Origin of the sequence: Teichococcus vastitatis (assembly GCF_003604215.1) — a bacterium.
GTDB lineage: Bacteria > Pseudomonadota > Alphaproteobacteria > Acetobacterales > Acetobacteraceae > Pseudoroseomonas > Pseudoroseomonas vastitatis.
On record NZ_QXGS01000031.1, the window covers coordinates 1 to 18785 of the forward strand.

Below are 18785 nucleotides of genomic sequence, written 5' to 3' on the forward strand. Positions count from 1 at the left end.
GCTGGGGACCATGTTGGTCAGAGGTCGAGCAGTCGGGCGGGGCTGTCGCGGGTGATGCGGGCGCGGCGGCGGTAGGCCTGGGTGGTGGCGATGGTTTTCTGCCGGGTGTGGTGCATCACCTGTTCGTCGAGGGCGCCGCGCAGATAGGCTTCGGTGATGAAGCCGGCGCGCAGGCCGTGCGGCGACAGCCGCTCGGCGGCGTCCACCACCAGCCCGGCGCGCTCTGCCCGGCGGTGCAGGATGAAGCGGACGCCGGCCGGCCGCAGCCGCCCGCGCGGCCGGCCGCCGCGGGTCAGGCTGGGAAACACCGCGCCCCATTCGATGCGCGCCCGCGCCAGCCAGGTTTCCATGGCCCGCACCGGGCAGGACAGCGGGTTCAGCCCGCGCGGAATGCCGATCCGCGCGCCCTGCCGGTCCTGGTCGCCCTTGCTGCGCGGGATCTCCAGCGTCATGCCGTCGGCGGTGAAGCGCAGGTGCTCGCGGTCGATGCCGACGATCTCCGAGCGGCGCAGCGCCCCGGCGAAGCCCACCAGCAGCAGGGCCTTGTCGCGCAGCCCGGTCATGTCGCTGCCGCAGGCGTCGAGCAGCCGCTTGACCTCGGCCGAGGTGAGTGCCGCCGCCGGCCGGGTGGCGACGCCGTGCCGGCCGAGGATGCCGCGCAGCGTGGCGCGGATGGCCGGGTGCCGTGGCTCCCAGGGTAGTCCTGCCTGGCGGTGGGCGTGGCCGATCGCGGCGAGGCGGCGCCACAGCCCGCTGCGCCCGAGTTGGCCTGCGAGGCTGGCCAGGTGGCCGGCGACCAGCACGGGTGCCGCGGGCAATGGGGGGACGCCGCCGGCGGCGCACCAGGCCGCGAAGGCGGCCCAGTCGCTGGCATAGGCGCGGCGGGTGTTGGCGGACAGCGCCTGGCCGGCATAGCGCGCCGCCTCGGCCAGGGCCGCGCCGACGGGTCCCTGCAGCAGGCGCCGCGCCTCGCTCGTGGCCGTGTCGGTGATCCAGGGCTGCGGGTCCGGCCGCAGCGCGGGCTTGTGGGGCTGGTCTGGCATCGGCGTCCGTTCTGCGGCGCCGCCCTGCTGCGGCCCGTCTGCTGCCAGATTAGCCGGTTCGCGGAATCGGGCAAACCCGTCACTGCACGGTCATGATAGCGATAAGAACATCTTATCGAGGGTAATCGGGCGCGCTCCCATCCCGCCACGCCCCGACAGATCAGGGGGGAGCGGTTCCTCTTTCGAGTGGACGTCGGGCACAGCCTTGAGGGCCTAGGCCGAGCAACTTGACGCGCGTCGGGAGCGTGACGGCTGGGCCGGGCTGAGGCGGAGCTTTTCAAAACTTTTTTGTTCGCTTTATGTTCTTCCTCCTTGCTAGAGGGAGATATGGCGAGCTTGGGCACATCAGCGCTGTTGGACGGTCTGCGCGAGCAGGTGGCCCGGATCGAGGGTCAGGGCGAGGGGCATAACCGCCCCGTGGTTCCGTTCGGCATCCCGGCCCTGGATGGCGGGCTGCCGCGCGGCGGCATGGCCCGCGGCGCCCTGCACGAGGTTGCCGGGGCAGGCGCCCATGTGGAGCACGCCTCGGCGGCCACCCTGCTGGTGGCAGGCATTCTGGCGCGGGCCGGTGGGCCTGTGCTGTGGGCATCGGAGCGCTTCGACCTGTTCGCGCCCGGCCTGGCCGGAGCCGGGCTGCAGGGGTCCCGGGTCGTGCATGTGGAGGCGGGTCGCTCCGTTCTGCTGGCCATGGAGGAGGGCCTGCGCCATCCGGGGCTCGCGGGGGTGGTCGGGGAGTATTCGGGCCGCCTGGGCCTGACGGCCTCACGTCGGCTGCAGCTCGCCGCCGAGTCGTCGGGCGCCATGGCCTTCCTGGTCCGGCGCGGACCCAGGCTGAACGACCTGCTGCTGTCGGAGCCCACGGCGGCGGTGACGCGCTGGAAGGTCGCTTGCCTGCCCTCGCCACCCCCCCTCGCCCACTCGCCCGGCACGCCCGGCCTGGGCCGGGCGCTGTGGCAACTGGATCTGATGCGGTGCCGCGGCGGCGTGCCCGGCTCCTGGACCGTGGAGGCCTGTGATGCGCAGGGTCGTCTCGCTCTTCCTGCCGTTCTGGCCGACCGACCGGCTGCGGCGACGCCGGGCCGTGTCCACCGGCGCGCCGCACCAGGGCGAGCGGCCGCTTGAGGCGCCGCTGGTGACCCGGAGGCAGGAAGGCAACCGGCAGGTCATTGCCGCCGCCAACCGGGCGGCGCTGGCGCTGGGCCTGCGCCCCGGCATGGCGCTGAGCCACGCGCAGGCCATGCTGCCGGGGCTGGAAGTGGCCGAGGCCGACCCGGAAGGAGACGCCGCGGCACTTGGCGAGCTGGCGGCCTGGTGCCTGCGTTGGTCGCCGCTTACCGCGGCGGCGCCGCCGGACGGTCTCTGGATCGACGCTTCGGGCTGCGCCCACCTGCATGGCGGCGAGAACAGCCTGCTGGCCGCCATCGTCACCTGCCTGGAGCGGGCCGGGATCGCCGCCCGGGCGTCCATCGCCGACACGCCCGGCGCCGCATGGGCCATCGCCCGCCACAGCACGCGGCCCACGGCCATCATCGGGCCGGGCGAGCAGAGGGACGCCCTGGCGCTGCTGCCAGTCGCGGCCCTGCGGATCGATGCTGGAACCGTGGCGGGGCTGCGGCGGCTCGGCATCGATCTCGTCGGGCAGCTCCTTTCCATGCCGCGCGGTCCTCTCGCCCGCCGTTTCGGCGGCGAAGTCCTGCGGCGGCTGGATCAGGCCACCGGGCATGAGGACGAGCCGCTCGCGCCGGTGCTGCCGCCGGACGCCGCCCAGCATGCCGCCGTTTTCCTGGAACCGCTGCTGACCGCGACGGCGCTGGGCATCGCGGTGGAGCGCCTGGCCGCTCCTGTCTGCGCGCTGCTGGAGGCGGGCGGTCTCGGTGCCCGGCAGCTGGACCTGATCTTTGAGCGCGTGGACGACGCGGTACAGATCGTCCGGGCCGGAACTTCGCGGCCGTCCCGCGATGCCAATCATCTCAGCCGCCTGCTCAAGGAGCGGCTGGAGGGCGTGGAGCCAGGCTTCGGTGTTTCCGCCATGCGGCTGGTGGTCACCCTGGCCGAGCCGATCCTGCCCATCCAGCTCCGTTCCTCCCTGGCGCAGGACGAGGGCCAGGAGGTCGATCTGGCGCCGCTGGTGGATCGGCTGGCCAGCCGCTTCGGCGAGGAGCGGGTCTTCCGCATAATACCGCGGGAAAGCGACGTGCCCGAGCGCGCCATTCAGCTCGGCGCTCCCGGGGCGGCGGCCGGAGCAACCCCATGGCCGCCGGATCTGCGCCGCCCCGTGCGCCTGCTGAACCCGCCGCAGCCGGTCGAGGCTTTGTCGGCGCTGCCGGACCATCCGCCCGCCCTGTTCACCTGGCGCCGCGTCCGCCATCGCGTGCGGCGCGCCGACGGCCCCGAGCGCATCGCGGGCGAGTGGTGGCGCCGCACCGGCGAGGTTGCCGCGGTGCGCGACTACTGGGCCGTGGAGGACGAGGACGGGAACCGCTTCTGGCTGTTCCGGCGAGGGGATGGTGTTGATCCGGCGACGGGCGACCTGTCCTGGTTCCTGCACGGCATCTTTTGATCAAGGGCAATTTTGTGACGGACCAACCTCCCCTGCATCCCGCCTCGGCCGACGAGATCGCCGCCTCCTTATCCTATGCGCTCAGGTTCGACGGCCGGAAGCGCGTCCACCACGCCGACGAAGCCATGGCGCGCATCACGGCGGAGCGCCTGGTGCGGCATCTGGAACGCTGCGGCTACGTCCTGATGCGCAGGCCGGAGGCCGCGGCGCCGTCCACCACGCCGCATCACCAGCGGTGACGACGCCCTACGCCGAGCTGCAGGTCACCACCAATTATTCCTTTCTGCGCGGCGCCAGCCATCCCCAGGAGCTCTTCGCCCAGGCGGCCGCCCTGGGCCTGCCCGCCCTTGGCATCACCGACCGCAACAGCCTGGCGGGCATCGTGGCCTGCCACCGCCACGCCAGGGAATCCGGCGTGCGGCTGGTGGTGGGATGCCGCCTGGACCTGACGGACAGCCCGCCGGTGCTGGTCTATCCCACTGACCGCGAAGCCTATGCGCGCTTGTGCCGGCTGCTGTCCCTGGGCAAGGCGCGGGGTGGCGCCGGCCGCTGCGAGTTGGGATGGCGGGATCTGGCGGCGCATGCCGAAGGGCTTGTCGCCATCCTGCTGCCGGGCACGGCCGACGAGGATTTGCCGCTGATCCTGCACCGGCACCGCACCGCCTTCGGTGACCGCGCCTATCTGGCGCTGACGCTGCTGCGGCGCCCCGGCGACGCGGTGCGGCTGCGCCTGCTGGAGGACATGGCGCAGACGGCGGGCCTGCGCGCCGTCGTCACCGGCGACGTGCTCTACCACCACCAGGACCGGCGCATCCTGCAGGACGTGGTCACCTGCATCCGCGAGGGCTGCACCATCGAGAGCGCCGGGTTTCGGCGGGAGCGCTCGGTGGACCGGCAGCTGCGCGAGCCGGAGGAGATGCAGCGGCTGTTCCGCCGCCATCCCGAGGCTCTGGCCCGCTCGCTGGAGATCATGGAACGCTGCCGCTTTTCCTTGGACGAGCTGCGCTACCAATACCCGGACGAGGTCGAGGACCCCGCGCTGACGCCGCAACAGGCGCTCGAAGCCCTGGTTCACGAGGCGGCGCCGCGACGTTACCCGCAGGGGCTGCCCGCGGACGTGGCGGCGCAGCTCCGACACGAATTGCGGCTGATCGACGAGCTCGGCTACGCGTCCTACTTCCTGACCGTGCACAGCATCGTCCGCTATGCCCGCAGCATCGGCATCCTGTGCCAGGGTCGCGGCAGCGCGGCCAATTCGGCGGTCTGCTACCTGCTGAGCATCACCTCCATCGATCCGGTCCGCTCGGGCCTCCTGTTCGAGCGCTTCGTCTCGGCCGAGCGCCGCGAGCCGCCGGACATCGATGTCGATTTCGAAAGCGAGCGGCGCGAGGAGGTCATCCAGTGGATCTACGGCCGCTACGGCCGCGAGCGGGCGGCGCTCTGCGCCACGGTGATGCGGTTCCGCGCCCGCGGCGCCGTGCGCGACGTCGGCAAGGTCATGGGGCTGACGGAGGACGTGACGAGCGCCCTGTCGTCGCAAGTCTGGGGCTGGTCCGAGGAGGGCGTGCGGCCGGAGCACGCCGCCGAGCTCAACCTCGACATGGCCGACCGGCGATTGCGGCTGAGCCTGGAACTGGCGCGAGAGCTGATCGGCTTTCCCCGCCAGCTTGGGACCCATCCCGGCGGCTTCGTGCTGACCCGCGATCGGCTGGATGATTTGGTTCCCATCGCGCCCGCCGCCATGGTCGGGCGGCAGGTGGTGGAGTGGGACAAGGACGACATCGACGAGCTCGGCTTCATGAAGGTCGACGTGCTGGGCCTCGGCATGCTGGGCTGCCTCCGGCGCGCCTTCGAACTGATGGAGGAGCATCGAGGCCTCGGCCTCGATATGGCCTCGGTCCCGGCCGAGGACCCGGCGACCTACGCCATGATCCGGCGCGCCGACACACTCGGCACCTTCCAGATCGAGAGCCGGGCGCAGATGGCCATGCTGCCGCGCATGAAGCCCACGACCTTCTACGACCTCGTCATCCAGGTTGCCATTGTCCGCCCCGGCCCGATCCAGGGCGACATGGTGCATCCCTATCTCCGGCGCCGCGAGGGGGTGGAGCAGCCCCATTATCCGCAGCCGGAGTTGCGGCGGGTGCTGGGCAAGACGCTGGGCGTGCCGCTGTTCCAGGAACAGGCCATGCAGGTCGCCATCCGGTGCGCCGGCTTCACGGCCACCGAGGCGGACCAGCTCCGGCGCTCCATGGCCACCTTCAAGTTCACCGGAGGCGTGTCGGTGTTCCGCGATAAGCTGGTCAACGGCATGGTGGAGCGCGGCTACACGCCTGAATTCGCCGAGCGGACCTTCGGGCAGCTGGAGGGCTTCGGCTCCTATGGCTTTCCCGAAAGCCACGCCGCCTCCTTCGCGCTGATCGCCTATGCCAGCGCCTGGGTGAAATGCCACCACCCGGAGGTGTTCTGCGTCGCCCTGCTGAACAGCCAGCCGATGGGCTTCTACGCGCCCGCCCAGGTGGTGAGGGACGCGCGGGAGCATGGCGTCGAGGTGTGCCCGGTCTGCGTCAACGCCTCACGCTGGGACTGCACGCTGGAAGCCGGCCAGGGTTCACGGCTGGCGGTGCGGCTGGGCCTGCGGATGGTGAAGGGCCTGAACAACGCCGATGCCGCGCGGCTGGTGGTCGGTCGCGGCGCCGAGCCCTATCGCAGCATCGAGGAGGTCTGGCGCCGCGCGGGCACCCCGCCCGCGGCCCTGGAGCGGCTGGCGGAGGCGGATGGCTTCGGCAGCCTGGGCGTGGACCGGCGCCGGGCGCTGTGGGAGGTGCGCGGGCTGACCGACGAGGCGCTGCCTTTATTCGCGGCGGCTGACCGGAACCGGATGCCGGACCCCGAGATCGTCGAGGCGCCGGTCAGCCTGGCCGCCATGCGCGAGGGCCAGCAGGTGGTGGAGGATTACCGCAGCACCGGCCTGAGCCTGCGGCGGCACCCCCTCGCCTTCCTAAGGCGGGATCTGGCGGCCATGGGCATGGTCACCTGCGGCGAACTGGCATCGATCCGCGACGGCCAGCGAATTGCTCTCGCAGGCCTGGTGCTGGTGCGGCAGAAACCGGGCTCGGCCAAGGGCGTCATGTTCATCACCGTCGAGGACGAAACCGGCGTGGCCAATCTGATCCTTTGGCCCGCCCTGTTCGAGGAACGGCGCCGGGTGATTCTGTCGGCGGGCATGATGGGCTGCCGCGGCCGGGTGCAGCGCGAGGGCGAGGTGATCCACGTCGTTGTGCAGCAGGTGGAGGACCTTACCGGAATGCTGCAGGGCATCGCGCAGCGGGATGGCGGCCAGGGTGACGCGACGGACCCAGCCCTGCAACGGGCGCGCGACATCTACATTCCGGACCTGCGGCTGGGATCAGGAATCAAGGTGCCGACGCGGGATTTCAGGTAGGGCAGGCCGAAGAGCCGGCCATCCCGTTCCACGCCATTATTCAAGGATCCAGTCGCGCCGCACCGCTTCCGCGGCGCTGCCTCTGACAGTAACGCGCGCAGCATCCCCCTCCCCCGAGGTGGCGCAGGCCCAGGCGGCGCGATCTATCCTGTGCGCCGCCACCCATATCTCAGGAGCGGGCCGTTCCACGGAAGAGCCCCACCATCGGCCCCGTGCTTTTCCACAAGCAGCCGGATCTGCGCCACCTTCCAAGTCTTGAGGACGTTCAGCCTCGCTGCGGATCAGGCAGCCCGGATCTCCTTCAACAGGCCGGTCAGGGCCGCATTCAGGACGCCGGAGCTCTTGGCCAGAGTCCGGGACGATCCACTCAGGCGCTCGGCACCCTCGGCCGTGGCAGCGGCATCGCCACGGATGTCGCTCATCAATTGATCGACCTTGCCATTATGCGCTGCCGATTGTGCGGCGCTGCGTGCGATCTCTGCCGTGGCGGTTCCCTGCTCCTGAACGGAAGCTGCAATCGCAGCGATCAGCTCGTTGATGTTGTTGATGGTGCCGGCGATGCCCCGGATGGCCTCCACCGCCTTCTGGGTGGCCGCCTGCGTCTGGGCGATCTGCTGGCTGATCTCATCCGTTGCCCTGGCCGTCTGGCTCGCCAGGCTTTTGACTTCGCTGGCGACCACGGCGAAGCCCTTGCCGGCCTCACCGGCCCGCGCGGCCTCGATGGTGGCGTTCAAGGCCAGCAGATTGGTTTGGCCGGCGATGCTGCTGATCAGTTGCACCACATCCCCGATACGGCCGGCGCCCTCGGCCAAGGCCTGAACCACGCCATCGGTGTGCCGGGCATCGGCAACCGCGCGCTCCGCCATGGCCGCCGATTGTACGATGCGGCGGTTGATCTCGCTGACCGATGCGGAAAGCTGCTCGGCCGCCGCAGCCATGGTTTGCACGCCCGAGCTTGCCTCGACGGCAGCGCCGGCGGCCATTCCGGCCCGATCGGCCGAATGTGAAGCAGCGCTGGCAATCTGGCCTGCAGTCTCAACGAACTCCTGGGCCGATCGGTCGATCTCGCGGGCCACACCCAACATCTTGGCCTCGAACGCGCCCGCGACCTGCTCGGCCGCCTGCCTGCGGCTGGCCGTCTCGGCATCCGCATAGGTCTCCAGGAGCAGTTCCAGGTCGAGCCAGGCTGCCTTCTGCAGCGCGTTGCGGAGGTTATGCTTGGCAGACGAGGCCTTCAGGCTGGTGAAGTGCGTGCAGGGCTGATCCAGCAGAAGGTCGCGGATCACGCCGTTCAGAACGATCGAGTGGCACAGCGTAACGGCATAGGCCGGAACTCCGCGCTCATAGAGAACCGTTGCCAGGGCACGAGCTGATTCCATGAAGCCGGGGCCGATGCCGCCCGTGGCAACGCGCTGCCAATGCGCCAGCCGAACACGATGCACGGCGGGCTCCTTCAGCGCCGCCTGGATCTCCGGCCATCTGGCGAAGCGCGGGTGCAGTTCCTCAAGCAACTGGGGCATCCGCTGGCGCGCGAAATCGGCGCAGCGAACACGCAGCATCTCCCACTCGGCTTCCGTGATGGCAAAGGCCTCGAAACGCGCGAGCTGTGCCTGATCGTGACTCATAAGGGTCGTTGCCTGTTATGCGGTGCGTCAGCCATCCTAGCGAACAGATCTTTGCTGAAGATTAAGATCCTCCGGCATCGATCACTTGATTGCGCCTCGGCTTGGGAACGTCCTGCCTTCAACCCGGCCCTGCGAGGATTTCTCCGGACGTCGATGCGGAGAGTTCGATGCGGCAGGCGAGCGCTGAGGCCACTCGGCGATGGCATGAGAGCCATAAACTTACACTTCGCACATACATTCTTCCTATGCTTGGCGCCACGCTGAAAGACCGGATGCCAGGGAAGTCAAGGGTGAGCGCCATGTTCCTATGCGGAATGCCTGCGGGACAAACCGCATCCGGAGAAGAGGCTCGTCTTGCGGCACTTCACCAACTGAACCTCCTCGATACGCCGCCGAGCGAAAGTTTCGACCGCGTCACGCGCATGGCAGCGAAGATCTTCGATCTGCCGATCGCGGCCGTCTCCTTGACCGATCGGGACCGCCAATGGTTCAAGTCGCGCATCGGCGTGGATCACAGCTCCATTCCGCGCGAGAAGGCACCCTGTGGCGAGGTGACAGACACAGGCGACCTCCTGATCATTCCTGACCTGGCCGCCGATGCCTGCTACGCTTCCAGCCTGCTCGGGCAAAACGGGATCCGCTTCTACGCCGGAGCTCCGCTCACCACCCGCGATGGATACGTGTTAGGAGCCTTGTGTGTGCTGGGCACCGAGGCCAGAGCGGTTGCCGCTGACGAAGTCGATGCGCTGTGCGACTTGGCTGCCATGGTGATGTCGCAAATCGAGCTCCAGCATGCCTTCGGACGTGTGGATCCGCTCAGCGGGCTGCCGAATCGCAGCCAGCTGATGGAGGATCTGGGCGATCTTGCCCTCGACAAGGCGGGAACCGCGCGTTTCGCCGTGATGGTGGATCTCGGCCAAAGCCACGACATCGAGAGCATATCCCGCATTATCGGCAGTACGCCCATCGACCAGCTCGTTCGGGATGCCGCCGGCATCCTGCGGACCATTCTCGGGCAAGATTGCAACATCTACCACGTCGCGACAACCAAGTTTGTGTTTCTGTCTCCTCCGGATGTCGGAGAAGCGGCTTATCTGGACTTCCTGTCCGCTGCCTTGCAGGCGACGCGGAAGGGGGAGAACTCCGCCATCGGCATCACCACCGCCTTCGGCGTCGTGCCGCTTGTGCATGGCAAGACGGACTGCACGGACATGCTGCGGGCGCTGAACAGCGCCGCCTATGAGGCCCATTTCACGGCCTCCTCCATCAGCGTCTATTCGGATGCCATGGACGAAATCCACCGCCGTCGATTCCGCCTGCTCAGGGATTTCGAAGACGCCTTGCAGGCCGGGGATCAGTTGCGCATCGTTTATCAGCCTCGCGTGGGGCTGAGTGATCGGATCTGCGAGGGGGCCGAAGCACTCCTGCGCTGGCGGCACCCGCAATTCGGCGACGTGCCGCCCGGCGAGTTCATCCCCATCGTCGAGCGGTCTTGCTTCGGAAAGGCCTTGACGACCTTCGTGCTCGTCTCCGCGCTGAAGCAGCTTCGGGCGTGGAAGCAGGCGGGCTTGAACTTACAATTGTCGGTCAACGTCTCGGCCTGCAATCTCAGCGAGGAAGATTTCGCCGGGGAGGTCGCATCGGCTCTCGCGGAGCACCAGGTCACAGCCGAAGCCCTGGAACTCGAAGTCACCGAAAGCGCTGTCATGCGCGACACCCGCATCGCGCTCAAGCATCTGCACGCCCTGTCCAGGATGGGCATCAGCCTTGCCATCGATGATTTCGGCACCGGCTACAGCAGCCTTGCCTATCTGCAGCAGCTTCCCGCCCAGATCGTCAAGATTGATCAGGCTTTCATTCGCAATCTGGGAAAGGGTGAGCGCGAGCGGACGCTCGTGCGGTCGATGATCTCCCTCTCACACGACCTTGGCTACCGCGTCGTCGCCGAAGGCGTCGAAACCGGTCCTGAGGCCGATGTTCTGCAGGACATGGGCTGCGATGAGGCACAGGGCTACTTCTTTGCCCGGCCCCTGGAGGTGGAAGCCTTTGAACGCTGGCTGGCCACGCACCGCAGACCTGCATCGGGATGCGGTGCGGCGGATCAGACAATCAACGAGTGAGTTGAAGGCCTGGCGGATGCCGCTGGAGCGATCCAGGCGAGAAAGCGCGCGATGATCGTCCACCCCTGCTGCTTCCCTCATCAGCCGGGATCCATCCCGAGGCCCGAATCCGGGCAGCGCCTTTATCCAGCGCCACGTCCACTCGGGGCTGCCGCCTTGGAGGGTGCCAGCAGCAGAAGCCTGCCGTGCTGCACACCGCGCTCGGCTTTCACGACATTCGCGAAGTGGCGGATCGTGGACGCGTTTCCGCGCAGCACCGCCACTTCCAGGCAGGCGTGATCGTCCAGGTGCACGTGCAGGGTTGCCACAGACAGATCATGGTGGTCATGAAAGGACTCCGTCAGGCGGCCCGGCAGGTCACGGCGGTGGTGATCGTAGACGTAGGCCAGGGCTGCTGCGCAGGGTCCGGTCGTCTGCCGCGCATCCGCTTCCTGCTGCAGGCCGGCCCGCACGAGGTCGCGCACGGCTTCCGAGCGGTTCGCATAGCCGAGCCCGTCGACCTCCCGCAGCAGGGCATCGTCGAGGGTGATGGTGATGCGCTGCATGGATCTCCTTAGCACGCATCGCCCTCGGCGACGCGGTTGATATGATGTTTTGATGCCTTTATCATACTGACGGGATCAGGGATGGGGAATAACATGCTGCGCAGGTCACTGCTGCACCTCGCGCCAGGAGTCGCAGGTCTGGCGATGCTCCCCGCGCCGTCCGCTCTGGCAGATAGGAAGCGGCTGACCTTCTCCTGGCCCAGCAATGCCGGCCCGCTGCATCCGCATCTCTACTCGCCCAACCAGATGTACGCCCACTCCATGCTCTATGAGCCGTTGGTCCGGTATGGCGAAGGAGGGCAGATCCTGCCTGCCCTGGCCACGGCCTGGGCGATCGAAGCGGATGGTCGCGCCTGGCGTTTCACCCTGCGCCGGGACGTTCGCTTCGCCGACGGCACGCCGTTCGACGCCGCAGCCGTCGTGGCGAATGTCGACGCCATGCTCGGCAATCGGGCACGGCACGCCTGGCTGGAGCTGGTCAACCAGATCGAAGGTGCCGAGGCGCTGGACCCTGGCACTGTCCGGCTGCGGCTGGCGAAGCCTTATTATCCGACATTGCTGGAACTCTCCCTTCCCCGTCCCCTGCGTTTCGCCTCTCCCGCGGCCCTGCGGCCGGACGGCAGCCTGGCCGCGCCGATCGGCACCGGTCCCTGGGTGCTGGCCGAGACATCGCGCGGGCAGCATGACCTGTTCCGCCGTAACGAGGGCTATTGGGGCGAACAGCCGGCGCTGCGGGAGGTGCTGGTCCGCGTGCTGGGTGACAGCAATGCGCGGGCGCTGGCGCTGGAGACGGGCGAGATCGACCTGATCTACGGCACCGACCAGGTCGACGCCGATACCTTCCGCCGCTTCACAGCCGACGCGCGGTTCACCACTGCCATTTCTCCACCCATCGGCACGCGGTTGCTGGCGCTGAACTCCGCACGCTTCCCAACGGATGATCTGGCGGTCCGGCAGGCCATCGCCCAAGCCGTCGATCGTGCCGCGCTGGTCCGCCACATCCTGCTGGACACCGAGCCCGCGGCCGAGACCCTGTTCGCCGAAACCTTTCCCTATGTCGGGCTTGGTCTCCGCGCCCCAGCCTTCGATGGCGCAGCGGCGGCGGCCCGGCTCGATGCGGCTGGATGGCGGCGGCCGGCCGGTGGCCGCGTGCGGATGCGCGATGGGCAGGAACTGGCGCTGGACATGTGCTTCACCGGCACTGATGCCCTGCAGAAGGCCATCTCGGAGGCTGTGCAGGGCGACCTCTCGCGCATCGGCATCGCTGTGCGGCTGGTGGGCGAGGATGCGAGCACCTATGTCGGCCGCCAGCGCTCCGGCGATTTCGGCATGATCTTCGGCGACACCTGGGGCGCGCCCTATGACCCGCACGCCTTCATGAGTTCCATGCGCGCACCGTCCCACGCCGATTTCCAGGCACAGCGCGGCCTGCCCATGAAAGCCGAGATCGACCGCCGTATCGGCGCCGTTCTGATCTCCACGGAAGAGGCGCAGCGAGCCGCGGAGTACCGCTGGTTGCTGACGACGCTGCATGAACAGGCCGTGTATTTTCCCGTCTCCTTCCTCACCAACAAGGTGGTTCACCGCCCGGCCCTGGGCCGGGTGCCCTTCGGCGACACGCGCAACGACATCCCCTTCGCGCAGATCGGCCGGGGTTGACGGTGCTCGGATTCGCCCTGCGGCGGCTGGCGACGCTGCTGCCCCTGCTTCTGCTCGTTTCCTTCGGCTTCTTCGCCATGCTGCGTCTGGGCCGGGGCGACCCGGCACTCGATTATCTGAGGCTGGCGCAGATCCCGCCCACCGATGCCGCCCTGGCCCTGGCACGGCAGGAGCTGGGGCTCGACCGTACGATCCTGCTGCAATTCGCCAGCTGGCTTGGTGGCGCGGTACAGGGCGACCTCGGCATCTCCTGGTTCACGCATCGACCGGTGACGGAAGAGATCGCGCATTACCTGCCTGCCACCCTGCAGCTGGCCGGCACGGCCATGCTGGTCACCATTCTGGTCGGAGTGCCGCTGGGCATCTGGGCTGCGATGAACCGCGACCGCTGGCCGGATCACCTCACGCGGGTCATGACCTTTCTTGGCGTCTCCGTCCCGAATTTCTGGCTGGGTTTCCTGTTGGTGCTGCTGTTTGCCGTCACGCTGGGCTGGCTGCCCGCCATTGGACGGGACGGGCTGTCCAGCATCCTCCTCCCGGCACTGGCCACCGCGGCCATGTCGGCCAGCGTCATGCTGCGGCTGGTGCGCGCATCCGTGCTCGGCGTGCTGGGGGAGGCACACCTGCGCTTCGCCCGCGCCCGCGGCTTGCCCGCCCGCACCCTGCTCGGCCGCCATATCGTGCTGAATGCCATGGTGCCGCCTTTGACCGCCATCGGCCTGCACCTGGGGGAGCTGATGGGCGGCGCCATGGTGGTGGAAACCGTGTTCGGCTGGCCCGGTCTGGGGCGCTACGCCCTGCAGGCCATCGGCAACCGCGACTATCCCGTGCTGCAGGGCTTCGTGGTGGTGATGACCGCTGTTTTCGTGCTGTGCAACCTGCTGGTGGATTTGATCTATGCCTGGCTGGACCCGCGCATCCGGCTGGAACGCGCGGCATGAGGCGGCTCCTCGTGCCGCTGGCGACGGGCCTGGTGGCGCTGATGCTCGGCGCCGCCATTCTGGCGCCATGGATCGCGCCCCATGATCCTACGCTGACCAACCTGTCCCAGCGCTTGCTGCCGCCGGCGGCCGGACACTGGCTGGGCACCGACCATCTGGGGCGGGATCTGCTGTCGCGGCTGCTCTGGGGCGCCAGGGCCTCTCTCGCCGCGGTCACGGCCATCCTGCTGATGGTGCTGACGCTGGGCTGCACCGTGGGCATGATGGCCGGGCTGCTCGGCGGCGTGGTGGACGCGGTGCTGATGCGCATTTGCGACGCCTTCATGACCGTGCCCACGCTGGTGCTGGCGCTGTTCATGATCGGGGCGCTGGGCACCGGGCTGACCAATGTTGTGATCGCCATCGCGCTCTCACACTGGGCCTGGTACGCGCGGCTGGTGCGCGGCGTCACGCTGTCCCTGCGCAGCCAGGACTATGTCACCGCGGCACAGGTGGCGGGACTGTCTCGCCTGGCGATCATGCGGCGGCACCTGCTGCCGGCCTTGGCCGGGCCGCTGGCGGTGCTGGCGAGCCTCGATCTCGGCCACTGGATGCTGCATGTGGCGGGCTTGTCCTTTCTCGGGCTGGGATTGGCGCCGCCTGCCGCCGAATGGGGCATCATGATCAACGACGCCCGCCCCTTTTTCCGCACTGCGCCGATGCTGGTGGTGCTGCCCGGAACCGCCATCCTGCTGACGGTGGTCGGCTTCAACCTGCTGGGCGACGCCCTGCGGGACCGGCTGGATCCCACGATGCCGGACCACGTGCATTGAGCGCGCGCAGCCTTTCCGTGGGCGGCCTGCATCTGGCCGCCGAGGGACACCTGCTGGTGCAGGGGGTCAGCTTCACGCTGCGGCGCGGCCGGGTGCTGGGGCTGGTCGGCACCAGCGGCAGCGGCAAGAGCCTGACGACGCTGGCCCTGTTGAACCTGCTGCCGCCCGGCGTGCGGCAGGTGGCCGGAATGGTGGCGTTGGACAACGCCCCAGTTGAGCGCGCAGCCCTGCGGGGCAGAACCGTCGGACTGGTGCAGCAGGCGCCGCGTGGCGGCTTTAACCCGCTGGTCACCATCGGCCGGCATTTCCTCGAAACCCTGGCTTGCGAAGGCGTCCGCGGCGCTGCGGCGCGCGACCGGATGCAGGACCTGCTGCGGGACGTCGGGTTCGGGGAGCCAGGCGCGATTACCAGGCTGTATCCTTCGCAACTCAGCGGCGGCATGTTGCAGCGGGTGATGCTGGCCCTGGCGCTGTGCCGTGATCCCGACTTCCTGCTGGCGGATGAGCCGACAACCGATCTCGACCTCATCGTGCAGGCGCAGCTCCTGGATCTGCTGGAGCGGCTGGTGGTCCGGCGCGGCCTGGGATTGCTGCTGGTGACGCACGACTTCTCCGTGATTGCACGGCTGGCGGATCAGGTGGTGGTGATGGATGCGGGTCGAGTGATTGAGCAGCAGCCGGTGCACGGCATCTTCGAGGACCCGGCCCACCCGCGCACCCAGGCGCTGCTCAGCGCCCATCTGGCCCTCTACGCATGACACCCCCGGGCCTGAGCCTGCTGGAGCTGCGCGCAGTGTCGCACGGCTACCGCCAGGGCGGGCTGCTGTCCCGCCTCCTGGCACGGCCGGTGCTGCGCAATGCCTCCGTGCGCATCGCACCCGGCGAATGCGTCGCCCTGCTGGGCCCCACCGGCTCGGGCAAGAGCACGCTGGGCCGCCTAGCGCTGGGACTGGAACGGCCCTGGGGAGGCGAGATTCTGCTGGATGGCGTGCCGTTGCTGGACCGCCGCGGCCGCATGCCGCCTGCCACCCGCCGCAGCATCCAGGCCGTGTTCCAGGACCCACACGGCGCCACCAGCCCCCGCCTCACGGCCTTCCAGGTCGTGGCCGAGCCGTTGCATGTCAGCCGTCTGGAACACACGCCGCTGCGGCAGCGTGTTGCGGCGCTGCTCGAGGATGTCGGCCTTCCTGCGACGCTGATGGACCGGCTGGCGCACCGGCTGAGCGGCGGACAATTGCAGCGCCTCTGCATCGCCCGCGCCCTGGCGCCCGGTCCGCGCCTGGTGCTGCTGGACGAGGCCGTGAACAGCCTGGATCTAGAAAACCAGATGCGGGTGCTGGCTCTGCTGCGGGATCTGCGGCGACGGAATCATGTTGCCTACCTGTTCATCACGCACGACCTGCGGCTGGTCAGGGGCTTTGCCGATCGCTGCTACGTTATGCAGGATGGCCAGCCGATCGAGGTGGCGGACCCCTTCGGCACCGGTCCGGTGCCGCCTGCCATGGCGGCGTTGCGGGCGGCCATCCTGCCGGCCCGGCCCGGCCCGCGTCCGCTTCGGGCCCCGCCATCCGGCCAATGGCTGCCATCTTCAAGCCCATCCCCGACGCGAAGCGTGCTGGCGGTCGAGGGGGACTGAAAACATGTTCAGTGTCGCGGTACAGCTGGCCGCTGTGCTGTGAGGGAGTGCCATGGCGTCAGCCCGGCCACCATCCAGAAGCCTGCTTCCGGCAGCGGGCGCTTCGGCGTCCCGGCGGTGGTGCGCGCCTCGGGTGGGGATGGGCGCCAGATGGGGTCCATTAGGGCGATGCAGACGCCTCAATGGACCAGGATAGCGTACCCGTCCCGGCGGCTGCTGAGCGCGCACGTCTCCGCCTTCCTCGACCATCCGAAGAACGCTTTCCCAAACGGGACCCCTAACGAGCTGGCGGCCCATATCAGAAATCCGGCGATGATCAGCTTGCTGAACTTCGGATGAAGTCGATGAAGGCCCGGAGCGGCGCGGGCACCAACCGCCGCCCGGGATAATAGAGGAACGGCCCGGAGAAGGCCTGCCACCATGGCTCCAGGATCGGCTCCAGCGCGCCGCGGTCGAGATAGGGACGGAGCCAGTCCTCGAAGAGATAGATGATTCCCGTGCCTCCGACCGCCGCGTCCACCGCAAGGTCGGTCGCGGCCCCGATCCCCACCAGCAGGGGCCCCTTGGGCTCCACCCGCACCAGCTCGCTCCCGCGTTCGAACTCCCACGCCATCATCGCGCCGCTGCTGAAGCGGCCGCGCAGGCAGGCATGGCCGAGCAGCTCGCGCGGATGCCCCGGCCGGCCGTGGCTGCGCAGATAGGCCGGGGAGGCCGCCAGGGCGTAGCGCTGCACCCGCGGCCCGATCGGCACCGCGATCATGTCCTGCTCCAGCCGCTCGTCATAGCGGATGCCTGCATCGCATCCGGCGCTCAGCAGATCCACGAAGCTGTCGTCCGCCATCACCTCCAGCCGGATGTCCGGATAGGCCGCGAGGAATGGCGGCACGATGCGCGGCAGCACCAGCCGTGCCGCGCTGACCGGCACGTTGAGCCGGAGCGTGCCCGCCGGCCGGTCGCGAAACCCGTTCACCACATCAAGCGCCGCCTGCACCTCACCGAGTGCCGGGCCCAGCCGCTCCAGCAGACGCGCCCCCGCCTCCGTCGGCACGACGCTGCGCGTCGTCCGGTGCAGCAGTCTCACGCCCAGCCTGGCCTCGAGCCGGCGCACCGCCTCGCTCACCCCCGAGGCACTGGCGCCGATGGCGCGTGCCCCGTCCCGGAAGCCTCCAGCCCTCGCCACGGCAAGAAAAGCGTTCAGGTCACTGAGATCCGCCGCCATTGTTCGCCATCCCGCACGGCCCGTGCGGATTGTGCCCCGTTACGCCCCAAAGCCCAAGGGCCTAGCTTCGGGCCGTTCCAAAGGAGAACGACCATGACCCGCATCAACCAGGCCGGCACCTTCCGCCTCGGCAGCCGCAGCGTGAACCGCCTCGGCTACGGCGCCATGCAACTCGCCGGCCCCGGCGTGTTCGGCCCGCCCAGAGACCACGATGCCGCCCTCTCAGTGCTGCGCGAAGCCGTCGCCGCAGGCGTGGACCACATCGACACCAGCGACTTCTACGGTCCGCACATCACCAACCGGCTCATCCGCGAAGCGCTGACGCCTTATTCGGCCAACCTCACCCTGGTCACCAAGATCGGCGCCCGGCGGGACGGGACGGGAGCCTGGCTCCCGGCCTTCTCGCGCGAGGCACTGATCCAGGCCGTGCAGGACAACCTGCGCAACCTCGGCCTGGACGTGCTGGAGGTGGTGAACCTGCGCATCATGCTGGACGTGCACGGCCCCGCCGAAGGCTCCATCGAGGCGCCCCTCGCCGCCCTCGCCGAGCTGCAGCAGCGCGGCTTGGTGCGTCACATCGGCCTGAGCAACGTGACCCAGGCCCAAGTCGCGCAGGGCCGTGGCATCTGTGAGATCGTTTGCGTCCAGAACCAGTACAACCTCGCCCATCGCGGCGACGACGCGCTGATCGACAGCCTGGCCCGTGACGGCATCGCCTATGTCCCCTTCTTCCCCCTCGGCGGCTTCAGCCCGCTGCAATCCTCGGTCCTGTCGGAGGCGGCCCAGCGCCTGGGCGCAACGCCCATGCAACTCGCCCTCGCCTGGCTGCTCCGCCGCTCGCCCAACATCCTGCTGATCCCCGGCACCTCCTCTGTCGCGCATCTGCGGGAGAACCTCGCAGCGGCCGAGCTTCGAGTGCCGGACGAGATCATGCCCGTACTGGACCGGATTGCGGTGGAAGGGGTGACGGGCTGACCGGGCGCATCTCGGCCGCCAATGATGACAGCGCATGACGGCCAGCGTTTGTTCCTGCTCGATGCTGCCGGAGACTCCATCCGGCAGCCTGCTGGGCTGACCGAATAGTCCGAAGCCGATCGATCGCCGCCGAGCATGCCGCTCCGAAGGCATGTCCGCCTTCCTTTATGCCGCCCCTGGAAGCAGGTGGCGGCATTCGGCCTGA

15 protein-coding genes are annotated in these 18785 nt (G+C 68.9%); 11 read left to right on the forward strand and 4 right to left on the reverse strand.

The annotated features are described in order from the left end of the window. Positions 1–17: 17 nt before the first annotated feature. A complete protein-coding gene (locus D2K64_RS19200) occupies positions 18–1043 on the reverse strand; it encodes a tyrosine-type recombinase/integrase (protein WP_120010001.1) in 1026 nt (341 codons plus the stop codon). Between the two features lie 336 nt (positions 1044–1379). Here D2K64_RS19200 and D2K64_RS19205 point away from each other — a divergent pair, with 336 nt between their 5' ends. From D2K64_RS19205 to D2K64_RS19220, 4 genes are read left to right on the forward strand one after another with little or no spacing between them, the layout of a single operon-like run. After that, positions 1380–2165: an ImuA family protein gene (locus D2K64_RS19205; RefSeq protein WP_120010024.1), complete on the forward strand. Its 786-nt coding sequence runs from the start codon at positions 1380–1382 to the stop codon at positions 2163–2165. Continuing rightward, the gene (locus D2K64_RS19210; protein ID WP_120010002.1) at positions 2059–3603 is read left to right on the forward strand and encodes a Y-family DNA polymerase; all 1545 of its coding nucleotides are present in this window, start codon (positions 2059–2061) and stop codon (positions 3601–3603) included. Before D2K64_RS19205 ends, D2K64_RS19210 begins: the two co-directional genes overlap by 107 nt. Positions 3604–3617: 14 nt before the next feature. Beyond that, positions 3618–3842: a hypothetical protein gene (locus tag D2K64_RS19215; protein ID WP_120010025.1), complete on the forward strand. Its 225-nt coding sequence runs from the start codon at positions 3618–3620 to the stop codon at positions 3840–3842. Continuing rightward, positions 3839–7048 (forward strand): error-prone DNA polymerase, encoded by a 3210-nt coding sequence (locus tag D2K64_RS19220; RefSeq protein ID WP_120010003.1) that lies wholly within the window; start codon positions 3839–3841, stop codon positions 7046–7048. The genes D2K64_RS19215 and D2K64_RS19220 overlap by 4 nt, the downstream gene beginning before the upstream one ends. A gap of 281 nt (positions 7049–7329) precedes the next feature. On the opposite strand, the gene D2K64_RS19225 is transcribed toward D2K64_RS19220, so the two are convergent. Then, complete coding sequence (locus D2K64_RS19225) at positions 7330–8673, reverse strand: globin-coupled sensor protein (protein ID WP_120010004.1); 1344 nt, start codon at positions 8671–8673, stop codon at positions 7330–7332. 299 nt (positions 8674–8972) lie between these two features. Here D2K64_RS19225 and D2K64_RS19230 point away from each other — a divergent pair, with 299 nt between their 5' ends. Further along, entirely contained in the window at positions 8973–10793 is a 1821-nt protein-coding gene (locus D2K64_RS19230) for a putative bifunctional diguanylate cyclase/phosphodiesterase (protein WP_238384304.1), read from the forward strand. A 122-nt stretch (positions 10794–10915) separates the two neighbouring features. Here the strand turns inward: D2K64_RS19230 and nikR are convergent, their stop codons facing one another. After that, entirely contained in the window at positions 10916–11338 is a 423-nt protein-coding gene (gene nikR, locus D2K64_RS19235) for a nickel-responsive transcriptional regulator NikR (RefSeq protein ID WP_120010006.1), read from the reverse strand. Positions 11339–11431: 93 nt separating this feature from the next. Between nikR and nikA the strand changes: the two genes are divergently transcribed. Genes nikA through D2K64_RS19260 form a run of 5 tightly spaced genes read left to right on the forward strand, consistent with a single transcriptional unit; the run spans position 11432 to position 16386 of the window. Beyond that, entirely contained in the window at positions 11432–12997 is a 1566-nt protein-coding gene (nikA, locus tag D2K64_RS19240) for a nickel ABC transporter substrate-binding protein (RefSeq protein WP_120010026.1), read from the forward strand. A 2-nt stretch (positions 12998–12999) separates the two neighbouring features. Next, positions 13000–13938, forward strand: a complete 939-nt coding sequence (gene nikB / locus D2K64_RS19245; protein WP_120010027.1) for a nickel ABC transporter permease subunit NikB — start codon at positions 13000–13002, stop codon at positions 13936–13938. Continuing rightward, positions 13935–14750, forward strand: a complete 816-nt coding sequence (gene nikC / locus D2K64_RS19250; protein WP_120010007.1) for a nickel ABC transporter permease subunit NikC — start codon at positions 13935–13937, stop codon at positions 14748–14750. Before nikB ends, nikC begins: the two co-directional genes overlap by 4 nt. Next, positions 14747–15508, forward strand: coding sequence for an ATP-binding cassette domain-containing protein (locus D2K64_RS19255; protein WP_120010008.1), 762 nt, complete (start codon positions 14747–14749; stop codon positions 15506–15508). Before nikC ends, D2K64_RS19255 begins: the two co-directional genes overlap by 4 nt. Continuing rightward, positions 15505–16386, forward strand: coding sequence for an ABC transporter ATP-binding protein (locus D2K64_RS19260; RefSeq protein ID WP_202910754.1), 882 nt, complete (start codon positions 15505–15507; stop codon positions 16384–16386). Before D2K64_RS19255 ends, D2K64_RS19260 begins: the two co-directional genes overlap by 4 nt. A gap of 316 nt (positions 16387–16702) precedes the next feature. Here the strand turns inward: D2K64_RS19260 and D2K64_RS19270 are convergent, their stop codons facing one another. Continuing rightward, entirely contained in the window at positions 16703–17605 is a 903-nt protein-coding gene (locus D2K64_RS19270; RefSeq protein ID WP_120010010.1) for a LysR family transcriptional regulator, read from the reverse strand. 93 nt (positions 17606–17698) lie between these two features. Between D2K64_RS19270 and D2K64_RS19275 the strand changes: the two genes are divergently transcribed. Beyond that, on the forward strand, positions 17699–18580 hold the full coding sequence (locus D2K64_RS19275) for an aldo/keto reductase family oxidoreductase (RefSeq protein ID WP_120010011.1): 882 nt from the start codon (positions 17699–17701) through the stop codon (positions 18578–18580). Positions 18581–18785 lie beyond the last annotated feature (205 nt).